This is a genomic window from Affinibrenneria salicis (assembly GCF_008710095.1).
Genome location: NZ_VYKJ01000008.1, coordinates 37,045 through 51,427, shown reverse-complemented (window position 1 = coordinate 51,427; position 14,383 = coordinate 37,045). Strand labels below are relative to the sequence as shown.

At 56.8% G+C, this 14,383-nt stretch carries 14 protein-coding genes; 12 read left to right on the top strand and 2 right to left on the bottom strand.

Annotated elements, in window-relative coordinates:
• Positions 1-440 precede the first annotated feature (440 nt).
• From rpmH to mnmE, 5 genes are all read left to right on the top strand, one after another.
• Entirely contained in the window at positions 441-581 is a 141-nt protein-coding gene (gene rpmH, locus FJU30_RS15745) for a 50S ribosomal protein L34 (RefSeq protein ID WP_004093983.1), read from the top strand.
• A gap of 18 nt (positions 582-599) precedes the next feature.
• Positions 600-959, top strand: coding sequence for a ribonuclease P protein component (gene rnpA / locus FJU30_RS15740; protein WP_150435931.1), 360 nt, complete (start codon positions 600-602; stop codon positions 957-959).
• Positions 923-1,180, top strand: a complete 258-nt coding sequence (gene yidD, locus FJU30_RS15735) for a membrane protein insertion efficiency factor YidD (RefSeq protein ID WP_150435930.1) — start codon at positions 923-925, stop codon at positions 1,178-1,180. Before rnpA ends, yidD begins: the two co-directional genes overlap by 37 nt.
• A gap of 2 nt (positions 1,181-1,182) precedes the next feature.
• Positions 1,183-2,817 (top strand): membrane protein insertase YidC, encoded by a 1,635-nt coding sequence (yidC, locus tag FJU30_RS15730; protein WP_150435929.1) that lies wholly within the window; start codon positions 1,183-1,185, stop codon positions 2,815-2,817.
• A gap of 290 nt (positions 2,818-3,107) precedes the next feature.
• The gene (gene mnmE, locus FJU30_RS15725) at positions 3,108-4,472 is read left to right on the top strand and encodes a tRNA uridine-5-carboxymethylaminomethyl(34) synthesis GTPase MnmE (protein ID WP_150435928.1); all 1,365 of its coding nucleotides are present in this window, start codon (positions 3,108-3,110) and stop codon (positions 4,470-4,472) included.
• 790 nt (positions 4,473-5,262) lie between these two features.
• Here the strand turns inward: mnmE and FJU30_RS15720 are convergent.
• Positions 5,263-6,048 (bottom strand): helix-turn-helix transcriptional regulator, encoded by a 786-nt coding sequence (locus tag FJU30_RS15720; RefSeq protein WP_150435927.1) that lies wholly within the window; start codon positions 6,046-6,048, stop codon positions 5,263-5,265.
• A gap of 470 nt (positions 6,049-6,518) precedes the next feature.
• Between FJU30_RS15720 and FJU30_RS15715 the strand changes: the two genes are divergently transcribed.
• Genes FJU30_RS15715 through FJU30_RS15695 form a run of 5 tightly spaced genes read left to right on the top strand, consistent with a single transcriptional unit; the run spans position 6,519 to position 11,317 of the window.
• Complete coding sequence (locus tag FJU30_RS15715; RefSeq protein WP_150435926.1) at positions 6,519-7,664, top strand: ABC transporter ATP-binding protein; 1,146 nt, start codon at positions 6,519-6,521, stop codon at positions 7,662-7,664.
• A 25-nt stretch (positions 7,665-7,689) separates the two neighbouring features.
• On the top strand, positions 7,690-8,844 hold the full coding sequence (locus FJU30_RS15710) for an ABC transporter substrate-binding protein (protein ID WP_150435925.1): 1,155 nt from the start codon (positions 7,690-7,692) through the stop codon (positions 8,842-8,844).
• Positions 8,845-8,853: 9 nt separating this feature from the next.
• Positions 8,854-9,711: an ABC transporter permease gene (locus FJU30_RS15705; protein ID WP_150435924.1), complete on the top strand. Its 858-nt coding sequence runs from the start codon at positions 8,854-8,856 to the stop codon at positions 9,709-9,711.
• Between the two features lie 14 nt (positions 9,712-9,725).
• A complete protein-coding gene (locus FJU30_RS15700) occupies positions 9,726-10,535 on the top strand; it encodes an ABC transporter permease (RefSeq protein ID WP_150435923.1) in 810 nt (269 codons plus the stop codon).
• A 17-nt stretch (positions 10,536-10,552) separates the two neighbouring features.
• Positions 10,553-11,317, top strand: coding sequence for an SDR family NAD(P)-dependent oxidoreductase (locus FJU30_RS15695; protein WP_150435922.1), 765 nt, complete (start codon positions 10,553-10,555; stop codon positions 11,315-11,317).
• 126 nt (positions 11,318-11,443) lie between these two features.
• Here FJU30_RS15695 and FJU30_RS15690 read toward each other — a convergent pair whose 3' ends face one another.
• Positions 11,444-11,947, bottom strand: coding sequence for a DUF2938 domain-containing protein (locus FJU30_RS15690; protein ID WP_150435921.1), 504 nt, complete (start codon positions 11,945-11,947; stop codon positions 11,444-11,446).
• Here FJU30_RS15690 and FJU30_RS15685 point away from each other — a divergent pair.
• Entirely contained in the window at positions 11,946-12,488 is a 543-nt protein-coding gene (locus FJU30_RS15685; RefSeq protein ID WP_317984049.1) for a helix-turn-helix domain-containing protein, read from the top strand. The two genes, FJU30_RS15690 and FJU30_RS15685, sit on opposite strands and share 2 nt — an antisense overlap.
• Before the next feature lie 682 nt (positions 12,489-13,170).
• Positions 13,171-14,118 carry a VirK/YbjX family protein gene (locus FJU30_RS15680; RefSeq protein WP_150435920.1) on the top strand — a complete coding sequence of 316 codons (948 nt, stop codon included), beginning with the start codon at positions 13,171-13,173 and terminating at the stop codon, positions 14,116-14,118.
• Positions 14,119-14,383 lie beyond the last annotated feature (265 nt).

Sequence of the window (14,383 nt, the reverse complement as noted above, 5' to 3'; positions counted from 1 at the left end):
GACGATCCAACGCCCGATGGGTCGGGAAAAAAACGTACGATCCCCGCACGGCCGTCATGAGCCGCCAGTCTGGTTATTTTTTCGGCTTTTTCCGAGCTGAGCGGGCGGCATTACGCCGTCAACGCAGGCCGATCGCCGCGCGATCCGGGTCTCGTCCAACTAATCGCAGCGGATCGTCGCGGGATCCTTGCGCTTTAATATAGAGTCCGTATAATTCCCGGCCTGCGCGTAGGGCCGGTTTTTCTGCGCTGACCCAGGCAGATATCCTGAGTGATTCAGGATAAACTGGCCGGTAAAACGTGATGTTAATTGACTCAGGGCTGTACAATTATTACAATCCCGCCTCTTTATTATGCGATTGAGGCGTCGGTCGTTCTCACGCCGAGTAGCCAAACGCGTTTACTGTGAAGTTAATTATCCAAGTTTAGGTAGAAATCGCCATGAAACGCACTTTCCAACCGTCCGTATTGAAGCGTAACCGTAGCCACGGTTTCCGTGCTCGTATGGCCACTAAAAATGGTCGTCAGGTTCTGGCCCGCCGTCGTGCGAAAGGCCGTACTCGTCTGACTGTTTCTAAGTAATAAAAGCTAACCCATCGCGTGGTTAAGCTCGCTTTTCCCAGGGAGTTACGTTTGTTAACTCCCAGCCATTTCACTTTTGTCTTCCAGCAGCCGCAACGGGCTGGCACGCCGCAAATCACCATTCTCGGCCGCCTGAATACGCTGGGGCATCCCCGCATCGGTCTGACCATCGCCAAAAAGCAGGTTAAACGCGCGCATGAACGTAACCGGATTAAACGTCTGGCTCGTGAAAGCTTCCGTTTGAACCAGCATACCCTGCCCGCCATGGATTTTATTGTGCTGGTCAAAAAGGGGGTGACTGAGCTGGATAATCGTGCGCTGACGGAAACACTGGAAAAACTATGGCGCCGCCATTGTCGCCAGGCTCGTACCTGCTAATCGGGTTGATAAAAGTTTATCAACTTGTAATTAGTCCGTTACTGGGACCGCACTGCCGCTTTCGGCCGACATGCTCGCAATACGGCATAGAGGCGATACGTCGGTTCGGTATGATAAAAGGCAGTTGGTTGACGCTCAAACGCGTATTAAAATGCCACCCTTTGAACCCTGGTGGTGATGATCCCGTACCGCCAAAAACCGACAATAACAGAGAACATTAACGATGGATTCGCAACGCAATCTCCTTATCATCGCTCTGCTATTCGTATCTTTCATGATCTGGCAGGCCTGGGAAACGGACAAAAATCCGCCTCAGAGCACGCAGACCACGCAACAGACTGCGAATAGCGCTATTGGTGATGCCGCCAGCCAGGGTGTCCCCGCCAGCGGTCAGGGTAAAACGATCACCGTCAAGACCGATGTACTGTCACTGAGTATCAATACCCGCGGCGGCGATATTGAACAAGCCAGCCTGCTGGTCTACCCGGAAACGCTGGGATCGGATCGCCCTTTCCAGCTGCTGGAAACCACGCCGCTCTTCACCTACCAGGCCCAGAGCGGTCTGACCGGCAAAGACGGCCCGGACAACCCGAATAAAGGCGGGCGTCCGCTGTTCACCGCCGCTCAGGATCATTTTGAACTGGCTGACGGTCAGAACGAGCTGCGTATTCCGCTAACCTACACCGCGGCCGATGGCGTCACCTACATCAAGACCTTCGTATTAAAACGCGGCGACTATGCACTGGCGGTGGACTACAGCGTGAACAATACCAGCGCTCAGCCGCTGGAGCTGACCCTGTTCGGTCAATTAAAGCAGTCCATCGAATTGCCTAAGCATCGCGATACCGGCAGCAATAACTTTGCGCTGCATACCTACCGCGGCGCGGCGTTCTCTTCCAGCGACGAAAAGTACAAAAAGTACAGCTTCAGCGATATGGACGAGAACCTGAACATCAGCACCAAAGGCGGCTGGGTCGCCATGCTGCAGCAGTATTTCGCCACCGCGTGGGTTCCGTCGACGCAGAGCGCCAACACCTTCTACAGCACCCGGCTGGACAACGGTCTGGCGGCGATTGGCTTTAAAGCCGAACCGGTGGTGGTGCAGCCCGGCGCGCAGCAAAATCTTAACGCCACGCTGTGGGTCGGCCCGGAAATTCAGGACAAAATGGCCGCCGTTGCGCCGCATCTGGATTTAACCGTGGATTACGGCTGGCTGTGGTTCATCTCTCAGCCGCTGTTTAAGCTGCTGAAATTCCTGCACAGCTTCATCGGTAACTGGGGCTTCTCCATTATCGTCATCACCTTTATCGTGCGCGGCATCATGTATCCGCTGACCAAAGCGCAATACACCTCGATGGCGAAAATGCGCATGCTGCAGCCTAAACTGCAGGCGATGCGTGAGCGTATCGGCGACGATAAGCAGCGCATGAGTCAGGAAATGATGGCGCTATACAAATCAGAGAAAGTTAACCCGCTGGGCGGCTGCTTCCCTCTGGTGATCCAGATGCCGATCTTTCTGGCGTTGTACTACATGCTGATGGGGTCGGTCGAGCTGCGCCACGCGCCGTTCGCCCTGTGGATCCATGACCTGTCCGCGCAGGACCCGTACTACATCCTGCCGGTGCTGATGGGCGTGACGATGTTCTTCATCCAGAAGATGTCGCCAACCACCGTAACCGATCCGATGCAGCAGAAGATCATGACCTACATGCCGGTCATCTTCACCGTGTTCTTCCTGTGGTTCCCGTCAGGTCTGGTGCTGTATTATATCGTCAGCAACCTGGTGACCATCCTCCAGCAGCAGCTGATTTATCGCGGGCTGGAAAAACGCGGTCTGCATAGCCGTGAGAAAAAATAACGGTCGCGGCTGACCAGCGATAGCGAAAATAAGGCGGTCACTGACCGCCTTATTTTTATCAGACCGATGACAAAATGGCTTATTAGCGAGAACGCGGCGAAGGGCCTGTAGCGGCGTTATCCGCCGGAGCGCCCCGAGGGACGCCAGACCCGGATAACCGGGTTCATCGGCGACTTTGTCAGCAACCCCCTTATTCTTTTATCATACGCAACAAAACGGTTGCCGACGTTTTGGGTTTTCGGGCATGCCATACCCGCCCCGGCGGCGACATTACGTTTAGAGAGAAAACCATGAGCCATTCCGACACCATCGTAGCCCAGGCCACGCCACCAGGACGCGGCGGAGTAGGTATTCTGCGCGTTTCAGGCCCGTCCGCCGCCGCAGTGGCGAAAGCGGTATTAGGCAAACGGCCCAAGCCGCGCTATGCGGACTATCTGCCGTTTCGCGATACCGACGGCGTCACGCTCGATCAGGGCATCGCGCTGTGGTTTCCCGGCCCGAACTCCTTCACCGGCGAAGACGTGCTGGAACTGCAGGGCCACGGCGGACCGGTCATTCTCGATCTGCTGCTGCAGCGTATTGTGGCCTTACCCGGCGTGCGCATCGCCCGACCGGGCGAATTTTCCGAACGGGCGTTCCTCAACGATAAGCTCGACCTGGCGCAGGCAGAGGCTATCGCCGATCTGATCGACGCCAGCTCGGAGCAGGCCGCCCGCTCCGCGCTAAACTCCCTGCAGGGCGCCTTCTCGGCGCGCATTAACCAACTGACGGAGACGCTGACCCACCTCCGCATCTACGTGGAGGCCGCTATCGACTTTCCCGATGAGGAGATCGATTTTCTGTCCGACGGGAAAATCGAGGCGCAACTCAACGACGTCATCGCCGATCTGGACGCGGTGCGGGCCGAAGCGCGTCAGGGCAGTCTGCTGCGTGAAGGGATGAAGGTAGTAATCGCCGGGCGTCCCAACGCCGGTAAATCCAGCCTGCTGAACGCGCTGGCCGGGCGGGAAGCGGCCATCGTGACCGACATCGCAGGCACCACGCGGGATATCCTGCGCGAACATATTCACATCGACGGCATGCCGCTGCATATCATTGATACCGCCGGTCTGCGCGACGCCAGCGATGAAGTCGAACGCATCGGCATTGAGCGCGCGTGGCGGGAAATCGAACAGGCCGACCGCGTACTGTTTATGGTCGACGCCACCACCACCCACGCCACTGAGCCGGCGCAAATCTGGCCGGAGTTCATGGCCCGTTTACCGGCGACGCTGCCGGTAACCGTGGTGCGCAATAAGGCGGATATCACAGGTGAGACGGTCGGAATAGAAGAAGTGAACACACACTCACTTATTCGCCTGTCGGCGCGCACCGGCGACGGCGTCGCGCAACTGCGCGACCACCTTAAACAAAGCATGGGCTTCACCAGCAATACCGAAGGCGGTTTCCTGGCGCGCCGCCGCCACCTGCAGGCGCTGGAACAAGCCGCGCAACACCTGTTGCAGGGCCGGGAACAATTAGTAAGCGCTTACGCAGGGGAACTACTGGCGGAAGAACTGCGGCTGGCGCAGCAATGCTTAAGCGAGATTACTGGCGCTTTCACCTCCGACGACCTGCTGGGCCGGATCTTTTCCAGCTTCTGCATAGGCAAGTAACGCCAATATTGCAAGCGCTCACTCATATTCAAAAATCCCGCATAACTGACTGTTATGCGGGATTTTTTGTTCCATCAATGTCTATTCGCTTCCACCAAGAGCCAGAGGTTTTTGTGTCCATAAATGTGTCCATGGACGATTTTCCGTGTGCCTTAGTTCATTTTTTAATCCGGTCGAACACCCGATAAAAGCGACCAATTCGACACGGTCGATCTCCAGGATGTCGCACGCACTCAAAGCCTTGCCGGAATAACGTCGCCAGCAAGGCAGAGAGAAACGGCAGGATACGATTACAGGTTTGGAACAACTGCCGGATTCGGCCTGACTGGAAACGTGGTTAAGCGTCCGGCGGCGACGCAGCGACAAATTCGTCGGCAACGACTTTGTCCAGCCAACGGCTGGCCTTCGGTGAGCGACAGGATATCTCTCGGCCGCTTACAGCAGTAAGTAACCGGGGTAAGCGACAACTCCGCCGGGAGCGGAGTTGAAGGCCGCTGGCGGCGGCCCGACAAGGGAGAGCCCCATGGATGGGACGAGTAACAAAACCAACGCACCTGCCGCTTGCGGTATGAAGGATATAGATCCATCCGATAGTGTGAGAATAAGTATCAGAGCCTGTTGATGGCGAAAGCGTTTGGACTGACCGCCCCAGCTTATTTTATGCCGAAGCGGCGGAACGGTTCGATCGCAAAGAGTCATCCGTCACAGCGGGATTATGCAACAGCGCCGGAAAGCCTTTCGCCCTCCCTAAATCCTCGTCAAACCCTCGTCGTCAGACAACGCGTTTTTTTCACTCCAGCGCCGTCAGCGCCCGGATAAAGCGGGAAAACAGTTCGCCCTGCGAACCGATGCGCAATTTAACGTAGAGATTGCGTTTGTGGATACGCACCGTTCCCGGCGAGATACCGAGCGCCAGGCTGGTCGCTTTGGCTGAGTACCCCTTGAGGATATAGCCCACAATCTCCGCCTCGCGCGGCGTCAGCAGATTGGAGCCGATATTCTGGAACGCCTTGTCGATCAGCTCCACCAGTTTCGGTCCGCGCGCGGGCGCCGGCTGTTCGGCGAATTGCTGGACCAGATCGGCCCAGTGGCGTCGCGATACGGCGTTGACAAAGGGCATCACCTCGCGCAATTTGCGAAACTCCCAGGCAGAGAAGCGGCGGGATTCCCGCATGGCCGATATCACGACGTTGACGCCCTGACCCGGATTGACCATAAAACCGATTTCTTCAGCCAGACCGGTCTGAATATAGTAATTACGAAAGTACTCGCCCTGATAGAAACGGTCCGGGGCCAGGTCGCGCAGTCTCACCAGGCAAGGGTTGACGCAAGCGGCCGCGTGACGAAAGAACGGATCTAAAAGGTAGGGACCGGCCTGGTAATCATCGACCATCACGCGGCGTTTTTTATCCGGGAAGTCATCGTGTAACGCAAGGGGTTTACGACCTTCATAATAGGCGAAAATCACCGTGTGTTCGAAAGGGACGACGGCGCGCAGCGCGTCGATCAGGCTGGGGGCGAATTCCGGCGTGCCCAGGCAATCCACGACTCTTGCACTGCTTTCGATCCAGTCCACCCAGGCGTACTCCTTAATTATTTTTTCTGCGCATCAGACCGAACGATAAAGCCCAAATATCCGGGTCTATCAATGAAATAACGATGGCGTTATCTTTAATCCAGTCACGCTTAATTATGTGCATAAGTCAAATATAAATAATTTATATTGCTGGCGGCCGCCTCGCGTAAACAATAGCCTTCCGTCATTTATATGCGGGTAATTCCCCGCGGCTTTCGTTCGCCGATTTTCGAAGCCGGCCGCTTTCCCGCCACCTGAAAGATGACGGATATAAATAGGAAATTCATATGCCAGACCATCGGCGAAAGCAGGTCTGCCGGCCATTGCCGCAATTCACTCCCCCCGATTTATTTAAAATGCCGGACCTCTATGCTTTTTGAGGTATATACACTCCTGCGGAAAATTCCTACTCTTTTTTTCGATAAAGAAATAAACCGTTTCTGACGCATTTGACGGGAGAAGAGGAATACATGACATATGCGACATACGCCACGCGCGCGCCCGCTTTGCGTTCCGCTGACACCATCGCAGAATTCATTAATACCACCAAACGCTATGGTGATGTGCTGGCCGCGGACCAATTAAACCTACGCATCGCCAAAGGCGAGTTTCTATCATTCCTGGGACCTTCTGGCTGCGGCAAGACCACGGCGCTCAGAATGCTGGCGGGATTCGAAATGCCGACCGATGGCGACATCCTGATCGACGGCCGCGAGGTGGGCAACACGCCCGCCCATCACCGCCCGGTGAATATGGTGTTTCAGCACTATGCCCTTTTCCCTCATATGACGGTGGCGCAGAACGTCGCCTATGGCCTGCGCCAGCGCCGTCCGAAGATGTCGCGCGCCGAAGTCAATAAACGCGTTAACCAGGCGCTGGAAACCGTCCGGCTGGCGGAATTCGGCCCGCGCCGCATCTGGCAAATGTCGGGCGGTCAGCAGCAGCGCGTGGCGCTGGCGCGCGCGATCGTCAACGAACCGAAAATTTTGCTGCTCGATGAGCCGATGGCGGCGCTCGATGCCAGGCTGCGGGCCGATATGCAGGTAGAGCTGCTCAGCCTGCAGCGCACGCTGGGCATCACCTTCATTCTTGTCACCCATGACCAGCAGGAGGCGCTGGCGATGTCGGACCGCATCTGCATCATGGGCAAAGGACGCATCGCCCAAATCGGCACGCCGCGGGAACTGTACGACCGCCCGGCAAACCGCTATGTCGCCGGTTTTGTCGGGCGCGCAAACATCTTCGCCGGACGCGTGACCTCGGCTGCAGACGGCGCCGCGCAGGTGACGCTGGATTCGGGCCTGCCGGTAGTGGTGGAAGCAATTGCGGCGGCCAGCCCCGGTCAACAGGTCGAGGTCGCCGTACGCCCGGAGACGCTGCGCCTGACGTCTCCGACCGCCGCCCTGCCCGCAGGTTCGAGCGTTATTCCCGCCACCGTCTCTCACCGTATATTTCTGGGCGAACATATCGAATTCCTGCTTAGCAACCCTGAACTCGGCAACGTGCTGGTGATGGTGCCGAGGCAGGCGGAAAAAGCGCTGTGCGACGCCGATGTGGGCAGCCTGCTCCACGTTGTCTGGGAGCACGGAACGGGCCTGATCCTGGGCCAGGATTGACCTTCTCCAATACAGGAGCACGACAATGAAAGACGATAACAAGCCAATCAGCCGACAGAAATTCATGCAACAGCTGCACCGTTACCAGAAAGGCTCGATCACCCGTCGCCATTTTTTGGGCATCACCGGGCTGGGCGCCGCCATGGCGGTCATCGGCAGCACGATGCCCTCGCTACTGCTCAGCCGGGCCGAAGCCGCCGCGCTGGGCAAACGCGTAGTGCTGGCCACCTGGCCGAACTACCACGACCCGGCCAACTTCGATATTTTCGCCAGACAAACCGGCGTACAGACGCTGGTCAATGTTTTCGGTTCGAACGAAGAGATGCTGGCTAAACTACAGGCCGGCGGCAGCGGCTGGGACGTGTTCGTACCGACCAACTATACGATTTCGACCTATGTCGAGGCCGATCTGATTGAGCCGCTGGATCTGTCCAGACTGCCGAACTATACCCCATCCGCCTTCGACAAGCGTTTCTCCGAGGCGGGATCGGTCAACGGCAAAATATATGCCGTACCGAAGAACTGGGGCACCACCGGGATGGCGTGGGACAGCACGAAAAGCGAGACGCCGCTGACCAGTTGGAAAATGTTCTTTGACCTGACGCGCGATCGCTTTTCCGGTCGGACCATTGTGCATGACTATCAGCTGACGACGATCGGCAACGCGCTGAAATACTATGGCTATTCGTTCAATTCGATCGATCCGAAAGAGCTGGCCGACGCCGAAAAACTGCTATTGGAGATCAAACCTCATCTGTTCGCCATCACCTCCGACTACCAGCCGCCGATGCGCAACGGCGATGCGTGGCTGACAATGTGCTGGACCGGCGAAGGGAAACAGATGAACCGCGACATGCCCGAAATACACTTCACGCCGGGCAAAGACGGGGGGGAAATCTGGTCGGACTATTACGCCGTGCCGAAGAGCGCGCCGCACAAAGATGCGGCCTATGCGCTAATCAATTTCCTGCTCGACCCGCAGGTCAACGCGCGCGAAGCGATGGCGCACGGTTTTCCGGTGGCCGACTCTCGGGTGAACGCGCTGTTGCCGAAAGAGATGCTGGAGGATCCGATCCTTCACCCGGCGGCGGAGCTATTGAATGCGCTGGAATTCGGCACCGCAGCGACATTAACCAATCCCGACCGGGCGGAGCTGATGGCTCGCTTCAAGTCGGCGTAAGGAGCGGGCATGGTCATTTCGAGAAGGCAGGCCCGCTGGTTATTGCTCAGCCCCGCCGGACTGTGGTACGTAGCGCTGCTGCTGCTGCCGCTGATTGTCGTCCTGATCTACTCCTTCGGCGAACGGGGCGCCACCGGCGGTTACGCGCCGGGCTTCACGCTGGAGCAGTACGCTAATCTGCCTTCGCGCTGGACGGCCTTCCGCAACACGCTGATGCTGGCGCCGGTCGGCATGATCGCCGCGTTGCTCATCGCCTATCCCCTCGCCTATTTTCTGGCGGTGCGCGTCGGAGCGAAATGGAAAACATTGCTGCTGGTGCTGGTCATCGTGCCGTTCTGGACCTCGATTCTGATCCGCAGCTACGCCTGGATCTTTCTGCTGGGCGGCCGCGGGATCCCGCAGTTGCTGCACGATCTGGGACTGGGCGACGTCCGTCTGCTGAACACCCCTTTCGCGGTGTTGGTCGGCATCGTTTACGGCTATTTGCCGCTGATGGTGTTCCCCATCTACGTCAGCCTCGAAAAGCTGGACAAGCGGCTGCTGGAAGCGGCCGGCGATCTGGGCGCCCCGCCGTGGCGCCGGTTCTGTCAGGTAACGGTGCCGCTGTCGCTGCCCGGCGTGGCAACCGGCTCCATGCTGGTATTCATTCTGCTGATGGGCGAATACCTGATCCCGCAGATGCTGGGCGGCGGCAAAGTATTTTTCGTCGGCAACGCGCTGGTGGACCTGTTCCTGCAGTCGCGCAACTGGGCCTTCGGCTCGGCCGTTTCGATGACGCTGGTGGCCATCATGCTGGTGGTGGTGGCGCTTTACATGCGTCTGCTGCGCCGGATCGGCGCGGCGCGTGAGAATGTGGGTTTGATTTAAGGCGGAGAGCAGAGATGAGAATTTATGCGCTGGCAATCTATGCCTTCCTGTATTTACCGATCGGTATCATCGCGTTGTTCAGCTTTTCGGCCGGACGCAGCGCCAGCCAGATGCAGGGTTTTTCTCTACAGTGGTACGGCAAGGCGCTGTCCAACCCTTTCGTGATGGACGCGCTGAAAACGTCGGCCACCGTCGCGTTGATCTCGGCGCTTCTGGCCAGCCTGTTCGGCACCATGGCGGCGCTGGCCCTGAGCGGCATGAAAGGTCGCATACGGCTGTTATTCGACGCCATGATCTATATTGCGGTGATGATCCCCGGCATTGTGATCGGCATCGCCACGCTGATCGCGCTGGTTTCGGTCTTTGATACGGTTAACCCGCTGCTGGAGGCACTGATCGGGGTACGGCTGTCGATGGGCTATCACTCGCTGATCGCGGCGCACACGCTGTTCACCATGTCGCTGGTCATCATTCTGGTGCGCGCGCGCATCGAAGGCATGGATACCTCGCTGATCGAAGCCTCGGGCGACCTGGGCGCCGGGCCGGTCGCCACCCTGCGCCAGGTCACCCTGCCGCTGCTGTCCCCCGCCATTTTTGCCGGATTTCTGCTGAGTTTCACCTTCAGTTTCGATGATTTCATCATCGCCTTCTTCGTGGCGGGATCCGAAACCACGCTGCCGATTTATATCTTTTCCTCGATCCGGCGCGGCGTCACGCCGGAAATCAACGCTATCGGCACGATGGTGATGGGCGTATCGCTGCTGGTGCTGGTATTCGCACAACTGACGCTACGGCGCGGGGATCGGCCCGCCGCCGGGCGCTGACCCAAAGGAACGTAAACATGACGGGTTGTTTAACGGGGCGCATCGCCCTGATCACTGGCGCCGGATCCGGTATCGGTCGGGCGGGCGCCGTCGCAATGGCGGCCGAAGGGGCGCATGTTATCGTGACCGATTTATGCGCCGGGCTGGCGCACGAAACCGCCGGCGAGATTGCGGCGGCGGGCGGGCAGGCCGAATCCTGGGCGCTGGATGCGCGCGACGATGCGGCGATCGCCGCCACCGTCGCCAGGGTGTTGCAGACCCACGGCCGGCTCGACGTTCTGCATTCGCACGCCGGCATCCAGATTGGCGGCCGGCTGGAGGATGTCACCCCGCAGCAGATGGACATGGCCTGGGCGCTGAACGTGCGCGCACACTTCGTCGCTGCGCGCGAGGTGATTGCGCCGATGCGCGCCCAGGGCGGCGGATCGGTCATCATTACCGCCTCCAACTCCGGCCTGCAATACGATCGGGCAATGATTTCCTATACCACCACCAAACACGCGGCGGTGGCCATGATGCGTCAGATGGCGGCCGATTACGCGCGCGAGAATATTCGTTTCAATGCGCTGTGCCCCGGCTTTGTCGATACCCCGTTCAATGCGGGTTTCGAAACCCAGATGGGCGGACGCAAAGCGCTGGAGCGCTATGTTTCCGATACCATCCCGATGGGGCGCTGGGCCAGCCCGCAAGAGATTGCCGACGGCATCGTCTATCTGGCGTCGAACCGCTCATCCTTCGTTACCGGCATGGCGCTGGTGATCGACGGCGGAGAAGTGCTGTAGCGGACCGGAGGCGAACAACGACGGCGCCATTGCGCCGTCGACTTTCCGCCCGACGTTTTGCCTTCCCGCTCAGCCCGCCAGTCTTAACCCGGCGGGCTGATGTCGCGACGGCGCATTAATCCTGCGTCAGCCCACGCCGACGCTCGCCAGCGCCGCAATCTGTGTCGCCAGATAAAGCCCGACGCCAAACGACAGATGGGCAATCAGACTGCGCACCCTCGCCTTTGCGGGCTGCGGCGTTTTTGACGCCGCCAGACCGAAGCCAAGGGCAGGCTGCATAATCAGAAAAGGCGCGCCAACGCTGAACAGGCCCAGCAGCAAGGCCGGCAATAAGGTCGGCTGGTCAAGCCATGACGGACCGGCCGACCAGACCAGCAACGCGGCGAAAAAAATACCGGTGATATAATGGATCAGCCAGCCGGCCGCTCGCTCGTAGCGCACGGACGCGCCAGCCCGAATATCCCGGTGTACGAACTGCCCCCGCCCCATCAGGCAAAACCAGCGCCCCACCAACGCATAATCCAGCGCCGGGATGCCGAACAACCGTCTTTGCAACCATGCCCAGCCGTCCATCGTCAGGGTGGCGCCGACGCCGATCAACAGGGTTCGGTACAGAATATCGTCCATCATGTTAGTGCTCCGCAGAATGTCGGGTGATAAGCTCACGGGCATTGTGCAACTTAATCTTTACTTCAAGTCAATGATGAAAGAACTCGATATCGCCGAAGTCGCCAGAATCTCAGGTGTCGCGCCCTCTGCGCTGCGTTTCTATGAAAAAAAAGGATTGATATCTTCTGTGGGCCGCCACGGATTGAGAAGGCAATACCGGGAGGACGTGCTGCAACGGCTGGCGCTGATAGCACTCGGCCGCACGGCCGGGTTCTCTCTTGAGCAAATCGCGACGGTTTTTGCGGCCGACGGCAACATTGCGATCGATCGCCAGATGCTGATAAAAAGAGCCAGCGAGGTGGATGACGCCATTCTCCAGCTTACCCGGGTGCGCGACGGCCTCAGGCACGTCGCCAACTGCAGCGCGCCGGACCATATGGCGTGTCCTGAATTCAATAGAATCCTGGCGTCCGCCCAATTACCCCGCCGGACGCAAAAGAAGGAGCTGGGGGCAAAAAACGCTAAGCGCGCGGCCCAGGCCCAGGCTCAAAACGGCAAGTGAATATACCGGTTATACTTCAGGTTGCGGCAGAATTAGCGCACTGGCGAAGTTACAGAATAAACGCCGGCAAGAGACTATCTCCTTCATACTTCAGCTGCGTTGGTTTTGTTACTCGCCCCAGCCATGGGCTTCGCCCTTGCCGGGCCGCCGCCAGCGGCGTTCAACCCGGCTCCCGGCAGACTTATCGCTTGCCACAGTCACTGACTGCGGTAAGTCGCCCGGGATTAATGAGGGACAGAATGCCTCTCAGCGAAGGCCAGCCGCTGGCTGGATAAATTCGTTGCCGACGATTTATCGCGGCGTCATCGCCTTGCCGCCGCTCAAATATTTTGAGTATCAGTGATGAAGGGAAAAACACCTAAATAACACATGGACACGTTCAAATATCCTGCCACGCCCCCGCTATTTTCATTATCTTGCCGTTATCTCAATAGAGAAAATATCAAGCGAAGTTGACCGAATCTTGACAATACCTTCATTATTTCTTGTTAAATATCATATTTAATACAGTGATAAAGATGCGGGTTACCGTTCTGGATATAGCGTTCTTCGTCAGATATCCGGCAAAGAATACTTAACCTGGCATTAAAATATTAATTCTATTTTTTCAAAGTTTTATTGAATTGTAAATATCTTATCTCGCCAGACAAGCATACACTTCAATAAAATAAGAGGTCTTGTTATGTCTCAATTTGTAGCGCCGCTCACGACAAACAGAATCACTAATGGCCGGCAGTTAATCCTTGCATTAGCCAGCGGAGATATTACGCCAAGTAAGGAATGGAAAAAAATTCATTTTCGCCTGAAATTCCTGTGTCGGTCACTATTAAACTGGCGTGTTACGCTTAGTCTGGCAGATACTTTGGCTTCCAATTTTTGGATGGAAAAAATGCTGCATGTACAGCCTGATTTGCCTTGCAAATTGCACCGCCCATACCTGACTGCAAAAATGAGCAAACTTGAATGCTTATTTGCGCTGCGTGATCATTATACCTTCATCACACAACGTATGCCCGTGAAAATGCTATTAGGATATCTGAATGAAGATCCTATTGTTCTGGGCAGCGCGGTGAATAAACAGGGCAATAAAATCATGTTGAAAATGTCATCGATGAGCAGTCTGAATAAGGAAGGAGAAACCACTGTATTAGCATGTAATGCCAGCGGCGTTATTCTGGCGAAAATTACCTTTACGCTGATGAATTATTACCAACGCCCCACGTTATTCATCGGCGGTTTACAGGGAGCCGACAGGGAAGTGCCGCACACTGAAATTCATGAAACGACGAAGTCGTGCTATGGACTGTTTCCCAAACGACTGGCGCTGGAAGGGGTTTGCTCATTAGCACATTATCTTGGCATTAGCCAAATTATCGCGGTGGGCAATGCCGGCCATATTTACCAGAACTGGCGTTATCGCAATAAGAAGAAAGATGAATTACACGCTGACTATGACCAGTTCTGGTCATCTATCGGCGGGGAAGAAATCACCGCTGGATATTTTCAGTTACCGTTACGCATAGCCAGAAAATCAATTGAAAGCATAGCCAGCAAAAAACGCGCTGAATACCGCCGTCGTTATCAGTTACTTGATGAACTGGAGCATGAAATGTCCCAGTGGTTTCAATAATCGCCCCAATGAGGCATACGGGAACGTCCTGCTTTATTTACATTCAGCGCCCTGTTGCGTCTGCGGCGTCTCGCGCCCGGTTTTCAGCGGCGCCGCACAAACTATTCAGCGCGATTAAGCGCGGCCAGCGCATCCGCAACTTGCCGCATGAGGGGTATAAAGACACGGAATATTGAGCGTGATATTCACAGCGATAATTAATGCATATACCGATATTGGTCATGGCGGCTGAAACAGGCCATCAACACCACACCATTAAGCTCGC

Excerpts from the sequence above, each read along its gene's own strand:
- rpmH (WP_004093983.1), top strand. The coding sequence starts at position 441 with ATGAAACGCACTTTCCAACCGTCCGTATTGAAGCGTAACCGTAGCCAC.
- yidD (WP_150435930.1), top strand. The coding sequence starts at position 923 with ATGGCGCCGCCATTGTCGCCAGGCTCGTACCTGCTAATCGGGTTGATA.
- yidC (WP_150435929.1), top strand. The coding sequence starts at position 1,183 with ATGGATTCGCAACGCAATCTCCTTATCATCGCTCTGCTATTCGTATCT.
- mnmE (WP_150435928.1), top strand. The coding sequence starts at position 3,108 with ATGAGCCATTCCGACACCATCGTAGCCCAGGCCACGCCACCAGGACGC.
- FJU30_RS15715 (WP_150435926.1), top strand. The coding sequence starts at position 6,519 with ATGACATATGCGACATACGCCACGCGCGCGCCCGCTTTGCGTTCCGCT.
- FJU30_RS15710 (WP_150435925.1), top strand. The coding sequence starts at position 7,690 with ATGAAAGACGATAACAAGCCAATCAGCCGACAGAAATTCATGCAACAG.
- FJU30_RS15705 (WP_150435924.1), top strand. The coding sequence starts at position 8,854 with ATGGTCATTTCGAGAAGGCAGGCCCGCTGGTTATTGCTCAGCCCCGCC.
- FJU30_RS15700 (WP_150435923.1), top strand. The coding sequence starts at position 9,726 with ATGAGAATTTATGCGCTGGCAATCTATGCCTTCCTGTATTTACCGATC.
- FJU30_RS15695 (WP_150435922.1), top strand. The coding sequence starts at position 10,553 with ATGACGGGTTGTTTAACGGGGCGCATCGCCCTGATCACTGGCGCCGGA.
- FJU30_RS15685 (WP_317984049.1), top strand. The coding sequence starts at position 11,946 with ATGTTAGTGCTCCGCAGAATGTCGGGTGATAAGCTCACGGGCATTGTG.
- FJU30_RS15690 (WP_150435921.1), bottom strand. The coding sequence starts at position 11,947 with ATGATGGACGATATTCTGTACCGAACCCTGTTGATCGGCGTCGGCGCC.
- FJU30_RS15680 (WP_150435920.1), top strand. The coding sequence starts at position 13,171 with ATGTCTCAATTTGTAGCGCCGCTCACGACAAACAGAATCACTAATGGC.